Genomic DNA, 19,684 nt, shown 5'->3' on the forward strand with positions numbered 1-19,684 from the left:
TTAATGGTCCGGGTGCTGATAATTAAATACCGGCAGACCCAGACGAAAACGCAGGGCGATCAACCGGGCGCTGAGACCAGCAACCAGGGTGATGATTACCACCATATTATGCGGCAGACTCAAGTGTTGCAGGCCGATGTATAGCCAGGCTGCGGCAAAGGAAATACCGGCGTAGATTTCTTTCTGGAATACCAACGGAATACGGTTGCAGAGCATATCACGCAGTACACCGCCGAATACGCCGGTGATCACGGCGGCAATGGCCGCGATGATGGCGCCGTGGCCCATATCCAGAGCAACTTGCGCACCGATGATTGAAAATACAATCAGGCCAACGGCATCCAGCACCAGAAACAACCGACGCAGGTGCCGCATTAACGGTGCAAACCAGGTGGTCACAATCGCAGCAATCGCAACGATAACGATATATTCAGGATGTTTTACCCATCCCAGCGGGAAATGCCCGAGCAGCATATCGCGCACTGAACCGCCGCCGATTGCCGTGGCCGAAGCGATAATGATTACGCCAAACATATCCATTTGACGACGGCCAGCAGCCAATGCGCCGGTCATGGCTTCGGCAGTGATGCCGATGATATAAAGAATGCTCAATAACATAAGGTATTCACAGGATGGGCGGGAATGAGTGTCATGGTGAAAGGGTAATCGCCTGCGGGGTCTGTCGCTACTGAGTTTTTCTAACTGATGACATTTCGGATTACTTTAATTAATCCTTTCGCGTTTTACTTTACTGGTTTATCGCCTTTAATCAGCTTTATTTATTCATAGAAGCATTAGGTATTTCGCGTTAGTTTCTGTTGCTAACTATGCTTCTTGCATGTGATCACGCAGCGGTGTGCTGATGGTGCATCTCCAGGTTAATGATACTCAATAATGAGGAACATGAAGATAAAATGAAAAGAACCCCCCTGCTAATGACGGCCGTAGCGACGCTCTTCTTCTTGAACGGTTGTGTTGCTCCGGTTCAGCACAGTGCGCCGCAAAAAGTGGCGAGCTGCCGTGTGGGCGATCCCATGACGCAGACGACGCTTTATTTCGGCCTGAATCGCCCGACCGGGCCGGCGATTGGTGCTGCAGAGTGGCAGAGTTTTGTTGATCGGCAGGTGACGCCACGCTTTAAAGACGGGCTGTCGGTATTTGACGCTAAAGGGCAATGGTTGGGTCATGACGGCAAGTTGGCACGTGAAAACAGCAAAGCGCTGATGCTGATTCATGCGTCGGGTAATGAAAGTGAAACCAATATAGAGGCGCTGCGAAGCAGCTATAAGCAACAGTTTGCGCAGGATTCCGTGATGCGCGTGGACGCGCCAGTGTGTGTAGCGTTCTGATTGCCCCCCGGCCCGTAGGCCGGGAGGTTTGTTTACAGCACCAGCCCGGCGATGGCCGCTGAAAGCAGGCTAACCAGCGTTGAACCGTAAACCAGCTTCAGACCAAAACGAGACACCACGTTGCCCTGTCGCTCGTTAAGCCCTTTGATCGCCCCGGCGACAATGCCGATTGAAGCAAAGTTGGCGAAGGACACCAGGAATACCGACAAGATACCCAGGCCCCGCGGTGACATTTCCGCTGCAATTTTCTTCAGCTCGATCATTGCCACAAATTCATTGGCTACCAGTTTCGTCGCCATAATGCTGCCAGCACGCAGCGCATCAGGTGCTGGAATGCCGATCAGCCAAGCTAATGGGTAGAATATGTAGCCCAGAATTTGCTGGAAGCTGATGCCGAACACGGCGGAGAATAAAGCATTTACCGCAGAAATAAGCGCAATAAAGCCAATCAGCATGGCAGCGATAATCATCGCGATCTTGAAGCCCGCTAAAATGTATTCACCCAGCATTTCGAAGAAGCTCTGATCCTCATGCAGCTTGTTCAGTTTTAGCTCAGGTTCATCGTCCAACTGATAAGGGTTGATGATCGACAGAATAATAAAGGTACTGAACATGTTGAGGATCAGTGCCGCGACCACATATTGCGCATCGATCATCGACATATAGGCACCCACGATAGACATGGATACCGTCGACATGGCGGTTGCTGCCATGGTGTACATGCGGCGTGGCGAAATATCACCGATGATGCCTTTGTAGGCGATAAAGTTTTCCGACTGCCCAAGCACCAGCGTGCTGACGGCGTTGAACGACTCCAGCTTGCCCATGCCGTTAACCTTGGACAGCAAGGTGCCGACCAGGCGGATGATCAGCGGCAAAATGCGGAAATGCTGCAAAATACCGATGAGCGCGGAAATAAAGATAATCGGGCACAAAACACCAAGGAAGATAAATGCCAGTCCGTCTTTGCTCATACCGCCAAACACAAAATCAGAGCCTTGCGCGGCATATGTCAGCAGTGTTTCAAAGAAGCCAGCGACGTGCTTGATGACGCCGAGACCGCTTTCGGAATGCAGAAAGAAATAGGCGAGTGCGCCTTCAATGACCAGAAGCTGAATAATATAACGCAGGCGTATTTTTTTACGGTCGTTGCTGACCAGCAGCGCCAGGGCGATGATCACCACCAGGGCAAAAATAAATTGCAGAATTTGTGGCATAAAGAGTCCGTACGGCTAAACGGGCAGGAAAAAACACATTTAGCCACAGCTTGGCCCGCCTTTCATTACCTTGGGTGATAATTGGAATAAAATACTTTCAGCCAGCGAGATACGTTGCCAATGACCCTCCATGGCCTCTTAGTCACAGTTTTTCATAAACAATGCCAATCCCCACGTAGCATCCGGCGTGCATTTCTTTATGGTTCGCGATGTTGGCCGGCTTAACGTCGGGGAATAAACATTGGGAATGCCGCGCTACCCAGAACATAGTCGTAAAAAAGCCCGCGAATGCGGGCTTATTCGAATGAAGGAACGTATCACTCGATGTTTTGGATCTGCTCGCGCATCTGCTCGATCAGCACTTTCAGCTCGATAGCGGAAGTGGTGACTTCGGCATTGATCGACTTGGACGCCAAGGTATTAGATTCGCGGTTGAATTCCTGCATCATAAAGTCGAGGCGGCGGCCCACGGCTTCTTTTTTCTTCAGGATGTTGTGCGTTTCTTTTACGTGGGCTTCCAGGCGGTCCAGTTCTTCGGCGACGTCAATACGTTGCGCCATCAGCACCAGCTCTTGCTCCAGGCGGGTGTTTTCCAACTGCACCTGAGCCTCTTCCAGTTTGCTGACCAGACGCTCACGCTGCCATTGCAGGATGTTGGGCATTTGGGCGCGTACCTTGACCACTTCGGCGCTGACGCCGTCCAAACGCTGTTCGATCAGCAATTTTAGTGCAGTACCTTCGCTTTCACGCGCAACGATGAAGTCATCCAGTGCGCCATCCAGTGCCTGCATCAGCTGTGCGCTGATAGCGTCCAGATCCTGCTCTTGGGCGGACATCACACCAGGCCAGCGCAGTACGTCGATAGGGTCAATTTCACCTTCGTCGCTCTGCATTTTGACCCAGTTAGCAGCCTCAACCAGCTGCTTTGCCAGTTTTTCGTTCAGGATCATTGAGCTTTGCGCGCTCGGATCCAGTTCGAAACGCAGGTTGCACTCCACTTTACCGCGGGTCAGGCGACCACGGATACGTTCGCGGATCACCGGCTCCAGGCTGCGGAATTGTTCCGGCAGACGGATGTAGGTTTCTAGATAGCGTTGGTTCACGGAACGCAGCTCCCAAGCTGCGCTGCCCCATTCACCCTTGATTTCACGCCGGGCGTAGGCGGTCATGCTGCGGATCATTGATGCGTACCCGTAATAGGAAAAGATGAACCGATTATAGCGTTGGACCTGCGGGCAGGATAGGCATTACGTCACGAAGCCCGTATAATGCGCAGCCAAACGTTGATTAGAAGCCGGAGAGAGCCCATGCGTCCTGCAGGCAGAGCACCACAACAAGTTCGCCCACTGACACTGACCCGTCACTATACCAAACACGCTGAAGGCTCAGTGCTGGTTGAGTTTGGCGATACCAAAGTTTTGTGCACCGCCACAGTAGAAGAGGGCGTTCCGCGCTTCCTGAAGGGTCAGGGGCAAGGGTGGATCACCGCTGAGTACGGCATGCTGCCGCGTTCTACCCACAGCCGTAACGCCCGCGAAGCGGCCAAAGGCAAGCAGGGCGGCCGCACGCTGGAAATTCAGCGTTTGATCGCCCGTTCGTTACGTGCGGCGGTTGATCTGAAAAAACTCGGTGAATTCACCATCACGCTCGACTGCGACGTATTGCAGGCTGACGGCGGTACCCGCACCGCGTCTATTTCCGGTGCCTGCGTTGCGCTGGCTGATGCGCTAAATGCGCTGGTGGCCAATGGCAAGCTGAAAGCCAACCCAATGAAAGGGTTGGTTGCGGCGGTCTCCGTCGGTATCGTTAACGGCGAAGCGCTGTGTGATTTGGAGTACGTCGAGGACTCCGCAGCAGAAACGGATATGAATGTAGTGATGATGGAAGATGGTCGCATGATCGAGGTGCAAGGCACCGCCGAGGGTGAGCCGTTTAGCCACGACGAGCTATTGGCGCTATTGGCGCTGGCCCGAGGGGGCATTGAAACCATCTTCCAGGCGCAGAAAGCGGCGCTGGCAGATTAATTTTTAAGGCGACTCAAGAGTCGCCTTTTTTACGCCCGACGTTCGGGTGGCAGTATTCACAGATCTAACCGACCAGATGAGGAGAAGCAGTAATGAAAGCCTATCAGCGCCAGTTTATCGAGTTCGCGCTTAACAAGCAGGTATTGAAATTCGGCGAGTTCACCCTGAAATCCGGCCGTACCAGCCCGTATTTCTTTAATGCCGGTTTGTTTAATACTGGGCGTGATCTTGCGCTGTTAGGGCGCTTCTACGCCGAAGCATTGATTGATTCTGGCATCGAATTCGATTTGCTGTTTGGCCCGGCTTACAAAGGGATTCCTATCGCCACGACCACGGCTGTTGCACTGGCGGAACATCATGACCGTGATGTCCCTTACTGCTTTAACCGCAAAGAAGCCAAAACTCACGGTGAAGGCGGGACGCTGGTGGGCAGTCCGCTGCAGGGCCGAGTCATGCTGGTAGACGATGTGATCACTGCCGGAACGGCGATCCGTGAATCGATGGAAATCATTGGCGCGGGCGGTGCAACGCTGGCCGGGGTACTGATCTCGCTTGACCGTCAGGAACGGGGTCGTGCGGATATCTCTGCTATTCAGGAAGTTGAGCGCGATTATCACTGTAAGGTGATTTCCATCGTGACGCTGAAGGATTTGATTGTTTATCTGGAAGAAAAACCGGAAATGGCCGATCACCTGGCGGCGGTGCGTGCTTATCGCGAGCAGTACGGCGTTTAACGCACGCTTTATTCAGCCGGGCGCGCAAAACGCGCCCGGCGTAAGGTTTATTGCAGCTGTGCCGCCAGCAGTGGCCAACGCCCTTCGAACTCTTGTGTTGGGCGGTAGCGGAATTCGGAACGAACGTAGCGTGATAGCATACCTTCGCAGAAGGCCAGCAGTTGGCTGGCCAACAGCGTTTCATCTACGATAAAACCTTTACCTTCACGTAGCTTGCGTTCTTTCAGCACCTGGCGCAGCTGTGCCTCAATGCGTTCAAACAGCTGATTGATTCTCCCCTGCAGCCGATCCTGTTCAAACATAAGTGCGTGACCGGTCATAATACGCGTCAGGCCAGGGTTGCGTTCGGCGAATCCCAGTACCAACAGCAAAATCAGACGCAGGCGGTTAAAGGTCTCTTTTTCGTCCTGCAGGATCAGGTTGATGCGCGTTATCAGGCTGTCTTCAATAAATTCGATCAGACTGTCGAACATCCGTGTCTTGCTTGGAAAGTGCCGGTAGAGTGCAGCTTCGGAGACGCCAACGTTAGCGGCAAGTTTAGCGGTGGTAATACGCTGGTTGCCGTCGCTGGACTCCAGCATCTGGGCTAATGCCTGCAGTATTTCCTCGCGCCGGTTCCTTTTGGTATTTTCTTTTTCTGCCATGTCTGATTAGACCCTTGCTAAAACTGCTTAGACTTTCGGAAACCCGGGCACCGGCCGTTACAGAGCGTTCTCTGTAGGGCTTATGTGATAGCTTTTTTACGATGCTGGGGTCAGCGGCCTTAACGACCTGTACTCTCCATGCGCCCTGGTGTGCGCTGTAATCGTTGTCGGCCAAACCTTGCCGTAGAGATGTCCTTCTCTCTGAGGTGGCAAGGTTTCAGGCGACGTTTCCTTGTCGGTACTTAGGTATTGAGCAGCGCTTACTGGCGACCGGAATGGCCAAAGCCGCCTTCGCCACGTTCACTGCTGTCGAACTCTTCAACCAGATTGAATTCGGCTTGTACAACAGGCACAAATACCATCTGTGCGATGCGTTCACCGGGTTCAATCGTGAAGGATTTCTGGCCACGGTTCCAGACGGAAACCATCAGTTGGCCCTGGTAATCAGAGTCGATCAGGCCGACCAGATTGCCCAGTACCACACCGTGCTTATGACCTAAACCTGAACGCGGCAGGATCACCGCAGCCAGACTCGTGTCGGCGATGTGGATAGCCAAACCGGTAGGTAACAACGTGGTTTCACCCGGAGCCAGTTCTTCGGCGTTGTCCAGGCAGGCACGCAGATCGAGACCTGCCGAGCCTGGGGTTGCGTAGGTCGGTAAAGGGAAATCCTTTCCAATACGCGGGTCGAGGATTTTAACGTCGATTTTTTTCATCATAACGGCTGACTATCTCGTCTATTAAACGTTGGCCAAGGAGTGCTTTGTCGCTCAGCGCCAGGCGCTTTTCTCCATCCTGCCAAAAAAGGTGCAAGGCATTGGTGTCGCTGTTAAACCCATGCTCTGCAAGCGATACATCATTGGCGCAAATTAAATCCAATTTCTTACGCGCCAGTTTTTGTCGCGCGTATTCTTCCACATTCTGGGTTTCGGCGGCAAACCCCACGACAAAGGGGCGTTTTTTCGTCATCGCTGCGACGCCTGCAACGATATCGGGGTTTTTTACCATTTTGAGGATGATTTCATCACCCTGTTTTTTTATTTTTTCATCGGAAATTTGTTCGGCACGGTAATCGGCCACGGCCGCACAGGAAATAAAAATATCCTGCTGAGCGGCGCGTTGCTGCACTGCCTGCTCCATTTCCAACGCGCTGATGACATCTACCCGGGTGACATGTGGTGGTGTCGGTTGGTTAACCGGCCCGGCAATCAACGTGACCTGCGCACCGCGTGCTGCGGCGGCCCGGGCGATGGCAAAGCCCATTTTACCTGAACTGTGGTTGCTGATAAAACGCACCGGGTCCAGCGCTTCACGGGTTGGACCGGCGGTGAGCATAATCTTCAAATGTTGCAGATCTTGCGGTGCGGAGAAATGATTGTTTGCCAGTTCAACGATATCCAGCGGATCAATCATGCGGCCTGGGCCGACGTCGCCACAGGCTTGACTACCGCTATCTGGCCCCCACAGCAGCATACCGCGAGCCTGCAGGGTTTGCAGATTGGCCTGGGTAGCGGCGGCGCGGTACATCTGTTGGTTCATGGCAGGTGATGCGGCGATCGGTGCAGCGGTGGCCAGGCAAACCGTTGTCAGCAGGTCGTTGGCCATGCCAGCGGCGACGCGTGCCAGCAGATCGGCGGTGGCCGGTGCCAGTATGACCAGGTCTGCCCATTTGCCGAGCTCGATATGCCCCATCGCGGCTTCGGCTGCGGGATCCAGCAGATCATCTGAGACCGGATAACCGGACACGGCCTGTAGCGTCAACGGCGTAATAAAGGCCTTCGCCGCATGGGTCATTATCACACGCACTTCCGCGCCTCTGTCACGCAGGCGACGTACCAGTTCCGGGCATTTGTAAGCGGCGATACCGCCACTGATACCCAGTACAATATGTTTGCCGGAGAGTCCCGTCATCATGATTGTCCGATTGAATCCGAAAGATGTGCCATTTTAGCATAACCGCCAGGCGGGTGAGCGATTCCACTGTATCTGCATCCCGTTACATCATAGGTTGCGCAGCACTTCGCAATGTTATCAAGCACCTGTCGTCGGCTTCTTTGTCACATGGCATGCTGTGGCATTTTCGGGAGGCGATGATGAGCAGTCAGGTAATCACCTTGTGGCCAGATACGCTGGCACCACGGGAAAAATTGTTGCACTACGGCGCGTCGGCGCTGTCCGATGCCGAACTGTTGGCCATTTTTTTACGTACGGGGTTTCCTGGCGTGCATGTTATGCAGTTGGCGGAAGAGTTACTGGTGCAGTTTGGCTCGCTTTATCATCTGATGTCAGCGGATCATTCGGTTTTTTGCAGCTACAAGGGGTTGGGTAATGCCAGCTATACCCAACTTCAGGCCATTTCAGAGTTGGCGTTCCGCTTCTTTTCCAGCCATCTGGCAAAGGAAAATGCCATGCTTAACCCCAAAATGACCCAGCATTATTTGCAAAGCCTGCTGGCCCATCATGAGCGAGAAGTGTTTTTGGTATTGTTTTTAGACAATCAGCACCGTGTTATTCGCCATCAGGAGATGTTTGCTGGTACCATCAGCAGCGTTGTCGTATACCCGAGAGAAATTGTGCGCGAAGCGTTGAAGGCTAATGCGGCCGCCATTATTCTGGCGCATAATCATCCTTCGGGTAAGGCTGAACCCAGTCATGCCGACCGTTTAATAACAGAGCAAGTGGTAAGTGCCTGCCTGTTATTGGAGATCCGAGTGCTCGATCATTTGGTGATAGGTCGGGGTGAATGCGTCTCTTTTGCCGAGCGCGGATGGCTTTAAGCGATTTTTTCGCGATCCTTGTGGGATCTTTAGCTGTTCGGGACTTGAGCACTTACGCTTCAGAGCGTATACTACGCCACCTTTGAGAATCTTGGGTTTGGCGTAAGAGCCTATCTCAGCAGGTTTCTAACCTGATGTGTGGTTTCTGACCTGATGACGAGAGTCTCCTCAGTATGAAGTTTGCTGAGATGGGCTCTAAAAGCCTGACGAGGCGGCCATACCCTATACGAAGCTCGAGCTGATTTGATTTTTGGAGAATAGACATGTCCCGAGTCTGCCAAGTTACTGGCAAGCGCCCGGTGAGCGGTAACAACCGTTCCCACGCAATGAACGCGACCAAACGCCGTTTTCTGCCGAACCTGCACTCACACCGTTTTTGGGTTGAGGCTGAGAAGCGCTTTGTAACGCTGCGTGTATCTGCTAAAGGTATGCGTGTTATCGATAAGAAGGGTATTGAGACGGTCTTGGCCGATCTGCGTGCCCGTGGTGAGAAGTATTAAGGAACTGCATCATGGCTAAAGGTGTTCGCGAGAAGATCAAGCTGGTTTCTTCTGCTGGTACTGGTCACTTCTATACCACCACGAAGAACAAGCGTACTAAGCCGGAAAAATTGGAACTGAAGAAATTCGATCCAGTTGTCCGCCAGCACGTGATCTACAAAGAAGCTAAAATTAAATAATTTTAGTGGATTAATAAAAACCCGGCCTTGGCCGGGTTTTTTGCGTTATAAGGGATACCCATTGCCTGTTACTTACATAAATGATCTACAGGGGATGTGAAGCTACATAAGCTGTGCTGCTTGGAATCATAGGGTAGAGAAAAGCAAAGGGGAGCGTGGAATGCCTGAATTACCAGAAGTTGAGACCAGCCGTCGCGGTATTGAACCTTATCTTGTCGGTCATAGCATTCAATATGCCGTGGTGCGCAATGCACGTCTGCGCTGGCCCGTTTCCGAGCAAATTCTGGCGCTGAGCGACCAGCCAGTACTCAGTGTCCAGCGACGCGCCAAGTATCTTCTCATTGAACTGGCGAGCGGCTGGATTATCGTTCATCTGGGGATGTCTGGCAGCCTGCGCATGTTGGCCGAAGAGACAGAAGCGGGTAAACACGACCACGTTGACCTGGTTATCAGCAATGGTATGACGCTGCGTTATACCGATCCGCGCCGCTTTGGTGCCTGGCTATGGTGTGACGATCTGGCGGCAAGCAACGTGTTGGCCCATCTCGGACCGGAACCCTTGAGTGATGCGTTTAACGGCGCCTACCTGTTCGAGAAATCTCGCAACAAGCGTACGCTGATCAAACCCTGGCTAATGGATAACAAGCTGGTGGTGGGGGTTGGCAACATCTACGCCAGCGAATCGTTGTTTACCGCAAGGATCCTCCCAGACCGCCCGGCAGGCTCGTTAAGCAAAGTGGAGGCTGACGTGTTGGTGGAAACCATTAAGGCTGTCTTGCTGCGTTCTATTGAGCAGGGAGGCACGACGTTACGTGATTTCCTGCAGTCGGACGGCAAGCCTGGCTATTTCGCGCAGGAATTGCAGGTATATGGTCGGGCTGGTGAACCTTGCCGCGTATGCGGTACACCAATTGAATCGGCCAAGCACGGGCAACGCAGTACTTTCTTCTGTCGGCGTTGCCAGCGTTGATTATTGTTTGGCGAGTTTCTCGAATAATGCCTGAGTGACCACGTCCGGCAAGAAAGGGGCGATATCGCCGCCGTGACGTGCCACTTCTTTTACCAGAGAAGAAGAGATAAACGACCACTCTTCGGAAGGCATCAGGAATACGCTTTCCAGCGTGGGCATCAAATGGCGGTTCATATTCGCCAACTGCAACTCATATTCAAAGTCAGAGACTGCACGCAGGCCGCGAACCAGAATATTGGCATTCTGATGAGCGGCAAAATGTGCCATCAGTTCACTGAACCCCAATACTTCCACATTATCCAGGTGTGACGTCACTTGAGTGGCTAAGTCTACGCGCTCTTCCAGCGTGAACAGTGGCTTTTTGCTCGGACTGGCCGCGATAGCCAGGATGACGTGATCGAATATTTTTGACGCACGCGTCACCAAATCCAGGTGGCCGTTGGTCATGGGATCGAAAGTACCGGGGTAGATGGCTTTACGGGTCATGATTCACTTCTCTGAATAGTTGCGGCCCAATGCCCAGAGTGCGGCATATTTATTGAAAGTATATTGCGCGTTGACCACCGCTAACAGCAACCCCTGTTTACCGTCCAGGAAGCCAGCCCGCAGCAGCCAGGTTTTGCAGAACGCACCCAGGGTGTGGGTGATTATCGAAACATAGCTGCAGCGCTTACCGGCCAGATGGCGCTGATTGGCCCATTCTTCGGCATAACGCAGTTGTTTACGCTGAAAGGCAAAGAAATCACGGCAGGTCAGATGGAGCAGATCGCCGCTCAGCGGCACGACTTTCGCCCCGTTGATATGAAGTGATTCGTGTACCAGATCGTCGTTATAGCGGTAGCGTTGGTTGGCATACAGACGGTTGACACGATCTGGGTACCAGCCGCTGTGGCGCATAAAACGCCCGAGGAACAGGTTACGGCGCGCGCAGCTGTAGACGTGGTTATCGTCCGGTGCGGCGAGTGTCTGTTCAATGGATTGGCGAAGTTCGGGCGTAACACGCTCATCGGCGTCGATCATCAAAATATAGTCGTTGCAGGCGTAACTCTGTGCCAGCTGACGCTGTTTGCCGAAACCTTGCCAGTCGGTATGAGTGAATACTTTGGCACCCAGATCTTCGGCAATGGCGACACTGTTATCTTCGCTACCTGAGTCGAGCAGAATGATTTCATCTGCCCATGCTACGGAGCGAAGACAATCCGGCAGCAGCCCGGCTTCGTTCTTGGCGATAATCACCACCGACAGGCTTTTGCGGTTGCTCATTTAATGGCTCCGTGGCGGCAGGTGCGGTTCCAACAGTTGCAGCAGGCGCTGCAGCGCTCCCTGATTTTGATACAGCACTTCTACCGCGTGACGGCCGTAATAGCGACGATAGTCTTCGTCGGTAAGTAGCGTAGTCACTTCCTTGACCAACGATTCTTCGTCGGCCACGGTGATCAATCCCCCGGCTTGCGACAGCTTGGCGCAGATATCCTTAAAATTGAAAGTATGTGGGCCCATCAGCACGGGGATGGCGTGTGCGGCGGCTTCCAGTGGGTTATGCCCACCGCGCTCCACCAGGCTGCCACCCACAAAGGCCAGATCGGCAATGCCATACAGTAGCATCAGTTCACCCATGGTATCGCCGATTACTACCTGGGTTCCGCCGGAAGGGATTTCGCCGCTGCTGCGCAGGGTGTAACTGAAACCGGCTTTTTGCACCAGCTCTTTGGCGGTAGAGAAGCGTTCTGGATGACGTGGTACCAGGATCAGCAGCAAGTCAGGGTGTTTTTCCAGCAGTTTTCGGTGCGCAGCCAGCAGAATACTTTCTTCACCTTCATGGGTACTGGTGGCGATCCACACTGGGCGGCGCGGTGCCCATTGACGACGCAACGTGACGGCTCGGGCTGCCAGCTCTGGAGTCACGGAAATATCGAACTTCAGGCTACCGGTCACGGTGAGTTGTGAGCGCTTAAGGCCAAGTTCAACAAAGCGCTCACCGTCTTCCTGGTTTTGTGCGGCGATCAGCGTAATGCGGCGCAGCATATCACGGACAAAACCGCCGATTTTTTTATAACCGGCGGCAGAACGGGCGGAAAGGCGGGCATTGGCGATCACCAAAGGGATCTGACGCTGGTGTAGTGCGTTGATCAGATTCGGCCACAGCTCGGTTTCCATAATGATGACCAGTTTTGGATTCACTTGATCCAGGAAGCGGCGCATCGAACCGGGCAGGTCATAAGGCAGATAAACATGGTGAACGTCTTTACCGAAGGCGGATTGCACACGCTCTGAACCTGTCGGCGTCATCGTGGTCACAGTAATCGGTAAATAAGGGTAGCGGTGGCGGAGCGCGCGGACCAATGGAATAGCGGCCAGCGTTTCACCTACGGAGACGGAATGTAGCATGATGCCGCCCGGAACGACTTTCCCGGCGCAGAAACCATAGCGTTCTGCCCAGCGTTTACGGTAGGCTGGAGCTTTGCGGCTGCGCAACAGTAAGCGAAGCCAGATCAGGGGTTGGATGAGGTAGAGTAGTACCTGATATAAACGCAGCAACATTCTATCAATTTCATTTATATGGGTTATTCAGAATAGTACCATAACTGGAAGGGAAAGGCGCTAATTTGGTAACCTTGGGTGTCAGTTTCAGACAACAGGCGAGAGATTTCGCTGATAGGCTTGGAATGAAGAATATTTTAATTATTCGCCGTGACAACATTGGCGATCTTGTTTGTACTACCCCGCTAATCGAAGGGGTGAAAATTGCCTATCCGGATGCCAAACTTTATCTGTTAATCAATAAAGTCAGCCAGGATGTTGTAAAAAATAACCCCCATCTTGAAAACGTGTTTGTCTATAAAAAGGCAAAGCACAAGGCGAAGAATGAAACCACATTAGGGGTTTATTTTGAGCGACTGATGATTTTTTTGAAACTGCGAAAAATAAAATTCGATGCGGCGATCTTGGCTAACCCCGTTCCCTGTAAGTACAGCCTGCGATTGGCAAAAATGGCGGGTGTCAGTAATATTATTGGCGCAGATTTGGGGACGTCTGATATTCATCATCCTTTCCGCAAAGAAAATTTCAGTGGCAAGCACCAGGTAGAACACACTTACAGTTACCTCTCGGCCATTACTGAACAACATATTCCGATTCCCCCGGTACGGGTGTTTTTGACCCCGGAAGAGCGCCAACAGGCCGCGAAGCGTTTGCAAGAATACCTGCCACCGGTCGATCGATTGTGCGCTGTTCACATCAGCAGTCGTAGCCCTAAACGACGTTGGCCTATAGAGCGCTATGCTGAAATTATCAACCGCTTACTTGCTGAGAAGAACACGGGTGTCTTGATTTTCTGGTCCCCGCAGGGGACATTGACGCCGGACGATATCGGCGATCAAAAACGCGCAGAGCAACTGTTGGCGCTGTGTCAAAATGAGCGTGTAGCACTGTATCCAACGGCGTCAGTACGTGAATTACTGGCCGGTTTCGATTTATGCGACAGAGTGCTGTGCAGTGACGGTGGACAAATGCACCTGGCTGCGGCACTGAATAAAGATATGGTTGTATTCTTTGGCGATACGGATAAAGAATCTTGGCACCCCTGGTCTGGGCGTTATCATATTCTGCAAACTGAATCGGGCGACTGTATTGATGTGCCCGTTGATGATGTCTGGGATAAAATACAGGCATTAAATTAATTATAAATAAGGCAGGGTTTCCCCTGCCTTTAATTTATTTTTTGAGGTCCAGGTACTGCTGGCAAATAGGGGTTAATCCATAGTTCAGCAATTGGTCATGATTGATTTTGGGTGGTTTGGCGTAAATTTCTGCCATTTTTTCTGCCAATGATTTTTCATTGAGCTCCGCCAGTGCGTTATCCATTCCCGCTTTTTCCAGAATTTCCGCAGGCCCACCCGGACAGCGAGTGCTGACTACCGGCGTATCGCACAGCAGGGCTTCCACCAGCACGTTGCCAAAGCCTTCACTGTCAGAGCTGAGCACCAACAATGATGCATGGCGAATAAACGGATAGGGGTTAGCCTGGAATCCGAGGAAGAGCACACGCTCTGCGATACCTAATTGGTTTGCCAGCTGTTTCGCTTCTTCTATGTTAGCTTCGCTGCCGGTTCCAACCAGGGCCAATGGCGCCTGTATGCCCGACAGCGCATAGGCTTTCAACAAACGATCGTGCCGTTTGTGTGGATGAAAGCGTCCAACGTGCACCAGGTAATCCTGGCCAGCCAGCTCGCAGGGGGCTGCTGCTTGCTGTGCAATAGCATCAATATCGAACGGGTTGTTGATCACGGCTAACCGGCTTGGATGGATCGGCAGGTTTTGCTGTAAATCGTTCCCTACGGCCTCTGAGACGGCAACCATATTTCTGCCTTGGTAAACCGCAGCGATTTTCCGCTGTTTCAACCAACGATCCAGCCCTTTGCGGTGACCGAGATAGGACGTCGACAGGATGCCATGAATGCAGAACCACAGGCGGTCTGAGGAAAGCAACTTGCTGCGGCTGACGATGCGATCGGTTTTATGCAGGTTGGAGAACACCAAATCATAGATGCCATGTTGGCGCTCAATGTCGGCTATCGCGTGATCCAGTGCGGCAGCACGGCGTGATAGCTCCGTCACTTTACGCCAGGGTGAGCGATTGTGATCGGCGACGACCTGATAGTGAATACCGGAGGGGATCGGGTAGTTACAGACATCGCGTAATGAAATCAGGCTAACGTCATGGCCCATTTGCTGCATGCCCTGGCACAGTGTTAGCACCACTTTTTCCGCGCCTCCACCGGGTAGGCCATCGATAATCATCAGAATACGCATAGTTAATCCAGCAGCCGGTTATAAAGGGATATCAGCTGTTCCGACAGGTGAGCCGGGGTGGCCGACATAATACGCAATCTTGCGGCCTCACCCATGGCGGAGCCTAAAGCCTGACGCGGTAACGCCGCGATCGCCTCAATCAGCGCGGGGACGTCGAGAGCATCGGTGACAAAGCCATTATGCCCTTGGGTGATAAACTCAGCACCGCCGCAGGTGGTACTGGTTATGACCGGTAAGCCGCAGGACATGGCTTCCAGAATCACGTTGGGGAAAGGATCATACAGCGTGGGTAGCAACAGCGCATCGGCAGCTTGATAAAACGGCAGCGTCTGTTTCTGTACACCCATAAACCGCACGCGATCGCTGCAACCCAGTGATTGCGCCAACGCCTGATAGCGTTTTTCGGCCTTGTCTTTGCCGACCACCAGAAGATAGCTGTCGGTGGCTGCAACGGCACGGATGGCGGCGGCTAAGCCTTTACGTTCAAAACCGGAGCCGACAAAGATCAGGCAATGCGCCTGTTGTGGGATCTGGTACTGCGCGCGAAGCTGCTGGCGCTGCTCAGCCGTTGCAGGCAGGAACTTTTGATTATCAATGGCGTTGTAGATCACCGTAATTTTATCGGCGGGTACGCCAAAATCATCGATGATTTCCTGTTTAATCATTTCGGCGTTGCAGATGACGGCTTTCAATTCTGGGGCGGCGTACATTGCGCGCTCTGCACACATCACATAACGGTGATAACGATTTGAGAACAGCCATTTACGGCGCCATTCCGGCAGCAGGCGGGCGCGTTGTAACAACCAGCGGCGGTGTACGCCATCGCCGGCGCGGTAAATATCACAGCCGGGGATACGCTCATGGCTCTGTACCAGATCGAATTCTTCTTTCTGCCACAGTGCTCTGGCCGCTTCGGCAAAGCCGCGCTCACGGCTAATACGGCCGAATTTCAGCGGATTGCACAGGTGGATGTGCCAATCAGGATTGGCATCACCCTGCCATTCGCGGGTGATAACGTTCAGGTCGAGGTCTTGTTGTTCCAGTGCCTCGAGGGCGCGCGAAACGAAACGCTCAGCCCCACCGTCTGGGCGGTACTTTTGGCGAACGATCGCCAAACGAAATGCTTTCATACCAACGTGCTCCGCGCGGCTGCAATCACCACGTCTGTAGGAATAAGGTCCAGATACCGTTCATCGGTGCCGGTATTGATGGCGTCTGGATCGGGCAAGGTGCCGTAGTCTCCGGCCCAGATCACGCGGCCAATCACCTGCCATGGGCGCCAAAACACCAGCTTGGAAGGGCCAAACAGCGCAATGCAGGGGGTTTGCAGTGCGGCGGCCATGTGCATAGGCACTGAATCTACGCCGATAAACAATTTGGCGTGATCGATCAGAGCTGCCAGTTGCCGCAGCGTCAGTTGGCCAGCCAATGAAACCACACCTTGTGCCGGGCAGAGCGCCAGAATACGCTCCACCATGGCCTGCTCTTTTGCATCTGGTCCGGAAGTGATCACCAACCGGTGGCCGTCAGCCTGCAATGCACTTATCGTGGCGGCCATTTTTTCTTCACTCCAGCACTTGAAGAACCAGCGTGAGGTCGGCTGTATCACGATAAAGTCATCGGTAATGCCCTGTTGTTGTAACAGTTGCTGGCAGGTTTGCCAGTCCTCGGGCGGATAACTCATGATCACCTGTTGGCTGACGGTTGGCAGGCCTAAGGGGTGTAACAGCGACAGGTTTTGTTCGACGGTATGGAGGTGGGCGTGATCAGTAACCGGCACCAAATGTGTGTGGCAATGACGCCATAAAAAACCCTGCCGCTTGGGGAAGTCGAACCCCAACCGGATGCGTGCCCCGGTCAGCCGGGTGAGAAGGGCACTGCGCCACTGATCGGCCAGATTGACCACCAGATCGTAACGCTGCGCCTTGAGCTGCCGGATCAGATTAAGCTCATGATTCAGATGTGCTTTTGCCCCCTGTTTTTTCCACTGGCGATCGATAACGAAGACATTCGACAGTGCGGGGTTGCTGGCCAGCATATCCTGGGTTTCTTTATACAGCAGTACGTCAATCTGCGCTTGCGGGTAGTTTTGCCGCAGAGTATTGATGACCGGAGTTGTCAGCAACATGTCGCCGTGGTGGCGAAGTTTAACGATCAGAATACGCTGTATCGAGGTATCAGGAGCTAAGGCTGGCGCGTCGTTCATCATGAGTCGCTTTCTGGGAAACCAATGTTTGATTCTAAATGACCCGATCGCATGTGGCTACTGTTGCACAGTTTTCTTGCCGTGAAGTGAAAAAATAACGCGCGAGGGAGACAAAAGGCCTTCAACGTTGTCCAAACCAGGCAGTAAAGTCGTTTGCCCTGGCGAAACGCCCTGCGTAACATAATGCATTCTGTTGATATCAGGCTCGATATTTATGACTAAACCGGCGTTTCTCATCACCATTGATACCGAAGGCGATAATCTGTGGCAAAACCACGATCGCATTTCGACCGAAAACACGCGATTTTTGCCGCGCTTTCAGGCGCTGTGTGAGAAATATGGCTTTAAGCCAGTGTACCTCACTAATTATGAAATGGCGGTGGATGCAGAATATGTCGAGTTTGCTCGCGATGTCATTGCACGTGGCTGTGGGGAAGTGGGTATGCACCTGCATGCCTGGAACAGCCCGCCGTTAACGCCCTTGACCAATGACGACTGGCGCCATAAGCCTTATCTGATCGAGTATCCGGCCGATCAAATCCGTGCAAAAGTCGATCATATGACCAAGCTGTTGGAAGATAGCTTTCAGACCAAGATGCTCAGCCATCGTGCCGGCCGTTGGGCGTTTAATGAATATTATGCTGCTTTGCTGTTGGAATATGGCTATCAGGTAGATTGTTCGGTTACCCCGCGTGTTAACTGGCAATACTCCCCGGGTAACCCACAAGGCAATGGCGGTACCGACTACCGCCATTTCCCATCACACGCCTATTTTATCGATCCTGACAATATCGCCAGGGCGGGTTCCTCATCACTGCTGGAAGTACCGATGAGCATCCAGTATAAACATTCGGCGCTGATGAATGCGCTGAAACAAGGTTACGATCGCTTACGTGGCAAGCAGCGCTCGCCGTCGGCGAATTGGTTGCGGCCAAGCGGCGGTAATCTGGAGAAAATGAAGTCGGTGGTGGAGCGTTGTCTGGCTCAAGGCAATGACTACGTTGAATTTATGCTTCACTCTTCCGAGTTTATGCCGGGCGGCAGCCCGACATTTAAAACGCAGCAGGATATTGACGTGTTGTACCGTGATTTGGAGCAGCTGTTTGCCTGGTTGCAGCAGCGTACGGTGGGCATGACGCTGGCCGAGTATTATCAACTTAAAGTGAACTGACATGTCGAAAAAATGGAAGATTAAGCTCGCGGATTGGTTTTTGCGCCGTTATACCGCTAAGTCCGGCCGTTTCCAGGATAAGACGACTTTCGACAGTCGGCTTCAGTTTGACAACATCGTCATCTATTCCACCACGGCGCTGGGCGACTTTATGTTTAATACGCCTGCGTTACGTGCAATGCGGGAGCGCTATCCCGACGCGCACATCACGCTGGTGGTGCATAAAAAGAATCAGGAGTTGGTTGAGAACGGTCGCTACTATGATCGTGTGGTGTATTGGGACAGTAAAATAAAAACCATGCGCCCGCTGTTGAAGTCATTACGTGAGCATCAGCCGGATTTGGCGCTTATCCTGCATTCACATCTGCCGTATGACATTATCAGCGCCGTATTATCCGGGGCCAAATACATTATCAGGGATAATTACAGTTCCGGTATTTGTGGGCTTGAACCCTGGTTGACCAATTACATCTTCCATTACTACGGTCACTTTATTCGTCGTAAGCTGGAGCTGATTTCTATCCTGGGTTGCCGCAGCGATGATCCAACAATGGAAATTCCAGCGCCTTACCAGCCGGGTGTAAAAAGCCGCGATCGCTGTACGATTGGGTTTCAGCTGGGGGCTTCAACCGAGTCACGTTGCTGGCCTGTATCACATTTCGTCCGGCTTGCCGACGAACTGGTGGCTAAGCAGGCCAACGTGCGTATTGTGCTGATTGGTGGGCCTTTTGATGACGGGAAGGCACAGCAGTTCCTGAATCAGGTCAATCCTGAAACCCGAGCTTGCGTGGACAATAGGATTGGGAAAACGGGGTTACAGGCGTTGTTGACGTTGATCGACAGTTTCCACGTCCTGATCACCGGCGATACCGGGCCACTGCATCTGGCGGTCGCGCTGAAGGTAAAAACCATCAGTCTGTTTGTGACTGCCGACTCACGTTCTACCGGACCCATTCAGGATTTGGAGCTTCATCGAATTATTCAGGTATCTCGCACTGGCTATACCATGCCGCTTGAGGCGGAAAGCCCAATGGGCGTGATCCAGCCACAGCGGATTTACGATGAGATAGTGGATCACCTGTCGTTGGATAAGGCGTGAAT

At 52.7% G+C, this 19,684-nt stretch carries 22 protein-coding genes; 10 read left to right on the forward strand and 12 right to left on the reverse strand.

The window, feature by feature from the left end:
• A complete protein-coding gene (locus tag AC2FCQ_RS19605; RefSeq protein ID WP_209640147.1) occupies positions 1-618 on the reverse strand; it encodes a trimeric intracellular cation channel family protein in 618 nt (205 codons plus the stop codon).
• Positions 619-914: 296 nt separating this feature from the next.
• Between AC2FCQ_RS19605 and AC2FCQ_RS19610 the strand changes: the two genes are divergently transcribed.
• Positions 915-1,349 (forward strand): DUF3574 domain-containing protein, encoded by a 435-nt coding sequence (locus AC2FCQ_RS19610; RefSeq protein ID WP_209640144.1) that lies wholly within the window; start codon positions 915-917, stop codon positions 1,347-1,349.
• Positions 1,350-1,381: 32 nt separating this feature from the next.
• On the opposite strand, the gene AC2FCQ_RS19615 is transcribed toward AC2FCQ_RS19610, so the two are convergent.
• A complete protein-coding gene (locus AC2FCQ_RS19615) occupies positions 1,382-2,566 on the reverse strand; it encodes a NupC/NupG family nucleoside CNT transporter (RefSeq protein ID WP_209640141.1) in 1,185 nt (394 codons plus the stop codon).
• A gap of 317 nt (positions 2,567-2,883) precedes the next feature.
• Complete coding sequence (locus AC2FCQ_RS19620) at positions 2,884-3,747, reverse strand: YicC/YloC family endoribonuclease (RefSeq protein WP_265556771.1); 864 nt, start codon at positions 3,745-3,747, stop codon at positions 2,884-2,886.
• A 126-nt stretch (positions 3,748-3,873) separates the two neighbouring features.
• Between AC2FCQ_RS19620 and rph the strand changes: the two genes are divergently transcribed.
• The gene (gene rph, locus AC2FCQ_RS19625; protein ID WP_209640135.1) at positions 3,874-4,590 is read left to right on the forward strand and encodes a ribonuclease PH; all 717 of its coding nucleotides are present in this window, start codon (positions 3,874-3,876) and stop codon (positions 4,588-4,590) included.
• Positions 4,591-4,682: 92 nt separating this feature from the next.
• A complete protein-coding gene (gene pyrE, locus AC2FCQ_RS19630; protein ID WP_037421748.1) occupies positions 4,683-5,324 on the forward strand; it encodes an orotate phosphoribosyltransferase in 642 nt (213 codons plus the stop codon).
• Positions 5,325-5,371: 47 nt separating this feature from the next.
• Here the strand turns inward: pyrE and slmA are convergent, their stop codons facing one another.
• The 3 genes from slmA to coaBC all read right to left on the reverse strand — a co-directional run bounded on the left by slmA (position 5,372) and on the right by coaBC (position 7,882).
• The gene (slmA, locus tag AC2FCQ_RS19635; RefSeq protein ID WP_037421744.1) at positions 5,372-5,968 is read right to left on the reverse strand and encodes a nucleoid occlusion factor SlmA; all 597 of its coding nucleotides are present in this window, start codon (positions 5,966-5,968) and stop codon (positions 5,372-5,374) included.
• 260 nt (positions 5,969-6,228) lie between these two features.
• The gene (dut, locus tag AC2FCQ_RS19640; protein ID WP_209640132.1) at positions 6,229-6,687 is read right to left on the reverse strand and encodes a dUTP diphosphatase; all 459 of its coding nucleotides are present in this window, start codon (positions 6,685-6,687) and stop codon (positions 6,229-6,231) included.
• On the reverse strand, positions 6,665-7,882 hold the full coding sequence (gene coaBC / locus AC2FCQ_RS19645; protein ID WP_490308891.1) for a bifunctional phosphopantothenoylcysteine decarboxylase/phosphopantothenate--cysteine ligase CoaBC: 1,218 nt from the start codon (positions 7,880-7,882) through the stop codon (positions 6,665-6,667). The genes dut and coaBC overlap by 23 nt, the downstream gene beginning before the upstream one ends.
• Positions 7,883-8,061: 179 nt before the next feature.
• Between coaBC and radC the strand changes: the two genes are divergently transcribed.
• The 4 genes from radC (at position 8,062) to mutM (ending at position 10,394) form a co-directional block, all read left to right on the forward strand.
• Complete coding sequence (gene radC / locus AC2FCQ_RS19650) at positions 8,062-8,745, forward strand: RadC family protein (protein ID WP_209640126.1); 684 nt, start codon at positions 8,062-8,064, stop codon at positions 8,743-8,745.
• Between the two features lie 263 nt (positions 8,746-9,008).
• On the forward strand, positions 9,009-9,245 hold the full coding sequence (rpmB, locus tag AC2FCQ_RS19655) for a 50S ribosomal protein L28 (protein WP_004931195.1): 237 nt from the start codon (positions 9,009-9,011) through the stop codon (positions 9,243-9,245).
• 11 nt (positions 9,246-9,256) lie between these two features.
• Positions 9,257-9,424, forward strand: a complete 168-nt coding sequence (gene rpmG, locus AC2FCQ_RS19660; RefSeq protein ID WP_004392084.1) for a 50S ribosomal protein L33 — start codon at positions 9,257-9,259, stop codon at positions 9,422-9,424.
• Between the two features lie 160 nt (positions 9,425-9,584).
• A complete protein-coding gene (gene mutM / locus AC2FCQ_RS19665; protein WP_209640123.1) occupies positions 9,585-10,394 on the forward strand; it encodes a bifunctional DNA-formamidopyrimidine glycosylase/DNA-(apurinic or apyrimidinic site) lyase in 810 nt (269 codons plus the stop codon).
• Here mutM and coaD read toward each other — a convergent pair whose 3' ends face one another.
• From coaD to waaA, 3 genes are read right to left on the reverse strand one after another with little or no spacing between them, the layout of a single operon-like run.
• Positions 10,395-10,880, reverse strand: coding sequence for a pantetheine-phosphate adenylyltransferase (gene coaD, locus AC2FCQ_RS19670; RefSeq protein WP_037421730.1), 486 nt, complete (start codon positions 10,878-10,880; stop codon positions 10,395-10,397).
• Positions 10,881-10,883: 3 nt separating this feature from the next.
• Entirely contained in the window at positions 10,884-11,657 is a 774-nt protein-coding gene (locus AC2FCQ_RS19675) for a glycosyltransferase family 2 protein (protein WP_209640121.1), read from the reverse strand.
• Positions 11,658-12,935 carry a lipid IV(A) 3-deoxy-D-manno-octulosonic acid transferase gene (gene waaA / locus AC2FCQ_RS19680; protein WP_209640118.1) on the reverse strand — a complete coding sequence of 426 codons (1,278 nt, stop codon included), beginning with the start codon at positions 12,933-12,935 and terminating at the stop codon, positions 11,658-11,660. It abuts the gene before it with no gap.
• Positions 12,936-13,060: 125 nt separating this feature from the next.
• Between waaA and AC2FCQ_RS19685 the strand changes: the two genes are divergently transcribed.
• Complete coding sequence (locus AC2FCQ_RS19685; RefSeq protein ID WP_490308909.1) at positions 13,061-14,074, forward strand: glycosyltransferase family 9 protein; 1,014 nt, start codon at positions 13,061-13,063, stop codon at positions 14,072-14,074.
• A gap of 34 nt (positions 14,075-14,108) precedes the next feature.
• Here the strand turns inward: AC2FCQ_RS19685 and AC2FCQ_RS19690 are convergent, their stop codons facing one another.
• Genes AC2FCQ_RS19690 through rfaQ form a run of 3 tightly spaced genes read right to left on the reverse strand, consistent with a single transcriptional unit; the run spans position 14,109 to position 17,415 of the window.
• Positions 14,109-15,206: a glycosyltransferase gene (locus AC2FCQ_RS19690; protein ID WP_490308892.1), complete on the reverse strand. Its 1,098-nt coding sequence runs from the start codon at positions 15,204-15,206 to the stop codon at positions 14,109-14,111.
• A gap of 2 nt (positions 15,207-15,208) precedes the next feature.
• On the reverse strand, positions 15,209-16,336 hold the full coding sequence (locus AC2FCQ_RS19695; protein ID WP_404760927.1) for a glycosyltransferase family 4 protein: 1,128 nt from the start codon (positions 16,334-16,336) through the stop codon (positions 15,209-15,211).
• Complete coding sequence (gene rfaQ, locus AC2FCQ_RS19700) at positions 16,333-17,415, reverse strand: putative lipopolysaccharide heptosyltransferase III (protein WP_490308893.1); 1,083 nt, start codon at positions 17,413-17,415, stop codon at positions 16,333-16,335. Before rfaQ ends, AC2FCQ_RS19695 begins: the two co-directional genes overlap by 4 nt.
• Before the next feature lie 211 nt (positions 17,416-17,626).
• On the opposite strand from rfaQ, the gene AC2FCQ_RS19705 reads away from it, so the two are divergent.
• Positions 17,627-18,583 carry a polysaccharide deacetylase family protein gene (locus tag AC2FCQ_RS19705; protein ID WP_209640105.1) on the forward strand — a complete coding sequence of 319 codons (957 nt, stop codon included), beginning with the start codon at positions 17,627-17,629 and terminating at the stop codon, positions 18,581-18,583.
• Position 18,584: 1 nt separating this feature from the next.
• The gene (locus AC2FCQ_RS19710) at positions 18,585-19,682 is read left to right on the forward strand and encodes a glycosyltransferase family 9 protein (protein ID WP_490308894.1); all 1,098 of its coding nucleotides are present in this window, start codon (positions 18,585-18,587) and stop codon (positions 19,680-19,682) included.
• Positions 19,683-19,684: the final 2 nt, after the last annotated feature.

Source organism: Serratia sp. CoH_134_PS_4, assembly GCF_058190535.1.

Bases quoted from the DNA above. Each gene is read 5' to 3' on its own strand.
- AC2FCQ_RS19605 (WP_209640147.1), bottom strand. From the start codon at position 618: ATGTTATTGAGCATTCTTTATATCATCGGCATCACTGCCGAAGCCATG.
- AC2FCQ_RS19610 (WP_209640144.1), top strand. From the start codon at position 915: ATGAAAAGAACCCCCCTGCTAATGACGGCCGTAGCGACGCTCTTCTTC.
- AC2FCQ_RS19615 (WP_209640141.1), bottom strand. From the start codon at position 2,566: ATGCCACAAATTCTGCAATTTATTTTTGCCCTGGTGGTGATCATCGCC.
- AC2FCQ_RS19620 (WP_265556771.1), bottom strand. From the start codon at position 3,747: ATGATCCGCAGCATGACCGCCTACGCCCGGCGTGAAATCAAGGGTGAA.
- rph (WP_209640135.1), top strand. From the start codon at position 3,874: ATGCGTCCTGCAGGCAGAGCACCACAACAAGTTCGCCCACTGACACTG.
- pyrE (WP_037421748.1), top strand. From the start codon at position 4,683: ATGAAAGCCTATCAGCGCCAGTTTATCGAGTTCGCGCTTAACAAGCAG.
- slmA (WP_037421744.1), bottom strand. From the start codon at position 5,968: ATGGCAGAAAAAGAAAATACCAAAAGGAACCGGCGCGAGGAAATACTG.
- dut (WP_209640132.1), bottom strand. From the start codon at position 6,687: ATGATGAAAAAAATCGACGTTAAAATCCTCGACCCGCGTATTGGAAAG.
- coaBC (WP_490308891.1), bottom strand. From the start codon at position 7,882: ATGATGACGGGACTCTCCGGCAAACATATTGTACTGGGTATCAGTGGC.
- radC (WP_209640126.1), top strand. From the start codon at position 8,062: ATGAGCAGTCAGGTAATCACCTTGTGGCCAGATACGCTGGCACCACGG.
- rpmB (WP_004931195.1), top strand. From the start codon at position 9,009: ATGTCCCGAGTCTGCCAAGTTACTGGCAAGCGCCCGGTGAGCGGTAAC.
- rpmG (WP_004392084.1), top strand. From the start codon at position 9,257: ATGGCTAAAGGTGTTCGCGAGAAGATCAAGCTGGTTTCTTCTGCTGGT.
- mutM (WP_209640123.1), top strand. From the start codon at position 9,585: ATGCCTGAATTACCAGAAGTTGAGACCAGCCGTCGCGGTATTGAACCT.
- coaD (WP_037421730.1), bottom strand. From the start codon at position 10,880: ATGACCCGTAAAGCCATCTACCCCGGTACTTTCGATCCCATGACCAAC.
- AC2FCQ_RS19675 (WP_209640121.1), bottom strand. From the start codon at position 11,657: ATGAGCAACCGCAAAAGCCTGTCGGTGGTGATTATCGCCAAGAACGAA.
- waaA (WP_209640118.1), bottom strand. From the start codon at position 12,935: ATGTTGCTGCGTTTATATCAGGTACTACTCTACCTCATCCAACCCCTG.
- AC2FCQ_RS19685 (WP_490308909.1), top strand. From the start codon at position 13,061: ATGAAGAATATTTTAATTATTCGCCGTGACAACATTGGCGATCTTGTT.
- AC2FCQ_RS19690 (WP_490308892.1), bottom strand. From the start codon at position 15,206: ATGCGTATTCTGATGATTATCGATGGCCTACCCGGTGGAGGCGCGGAA.
- AC2FCQ_RS19695 (WP_404760927.1), bottom strand. From the start codon at position 16,336: ATGAAAGCATTTCGTTTGGCGATCGTTCGCCAAAAGTACCGCCCAGAC.
- rfaQ (WP_490308893.1), bottom strand. From the start codon at position 17,415: ATGATGAACGACGCGCCAGCCTTAGCTCCTGATACCTCGATACAGCGT.
- AC2FCQ_RS19705 (WP_209640105.1), top strand. From the start codon at position 17,627: ATGACTAAACCGGCGTTTCTCATCACCATTGATACCGAAGGCGATAAT.
- AC2FCQ_RS19710 (WP_490308894.1), top strand. From the start codon at position 18,585: ATGTCGAAAAAATGGAAGATTAAGCTCGCGGATTGGTTTTTGCGCCGT.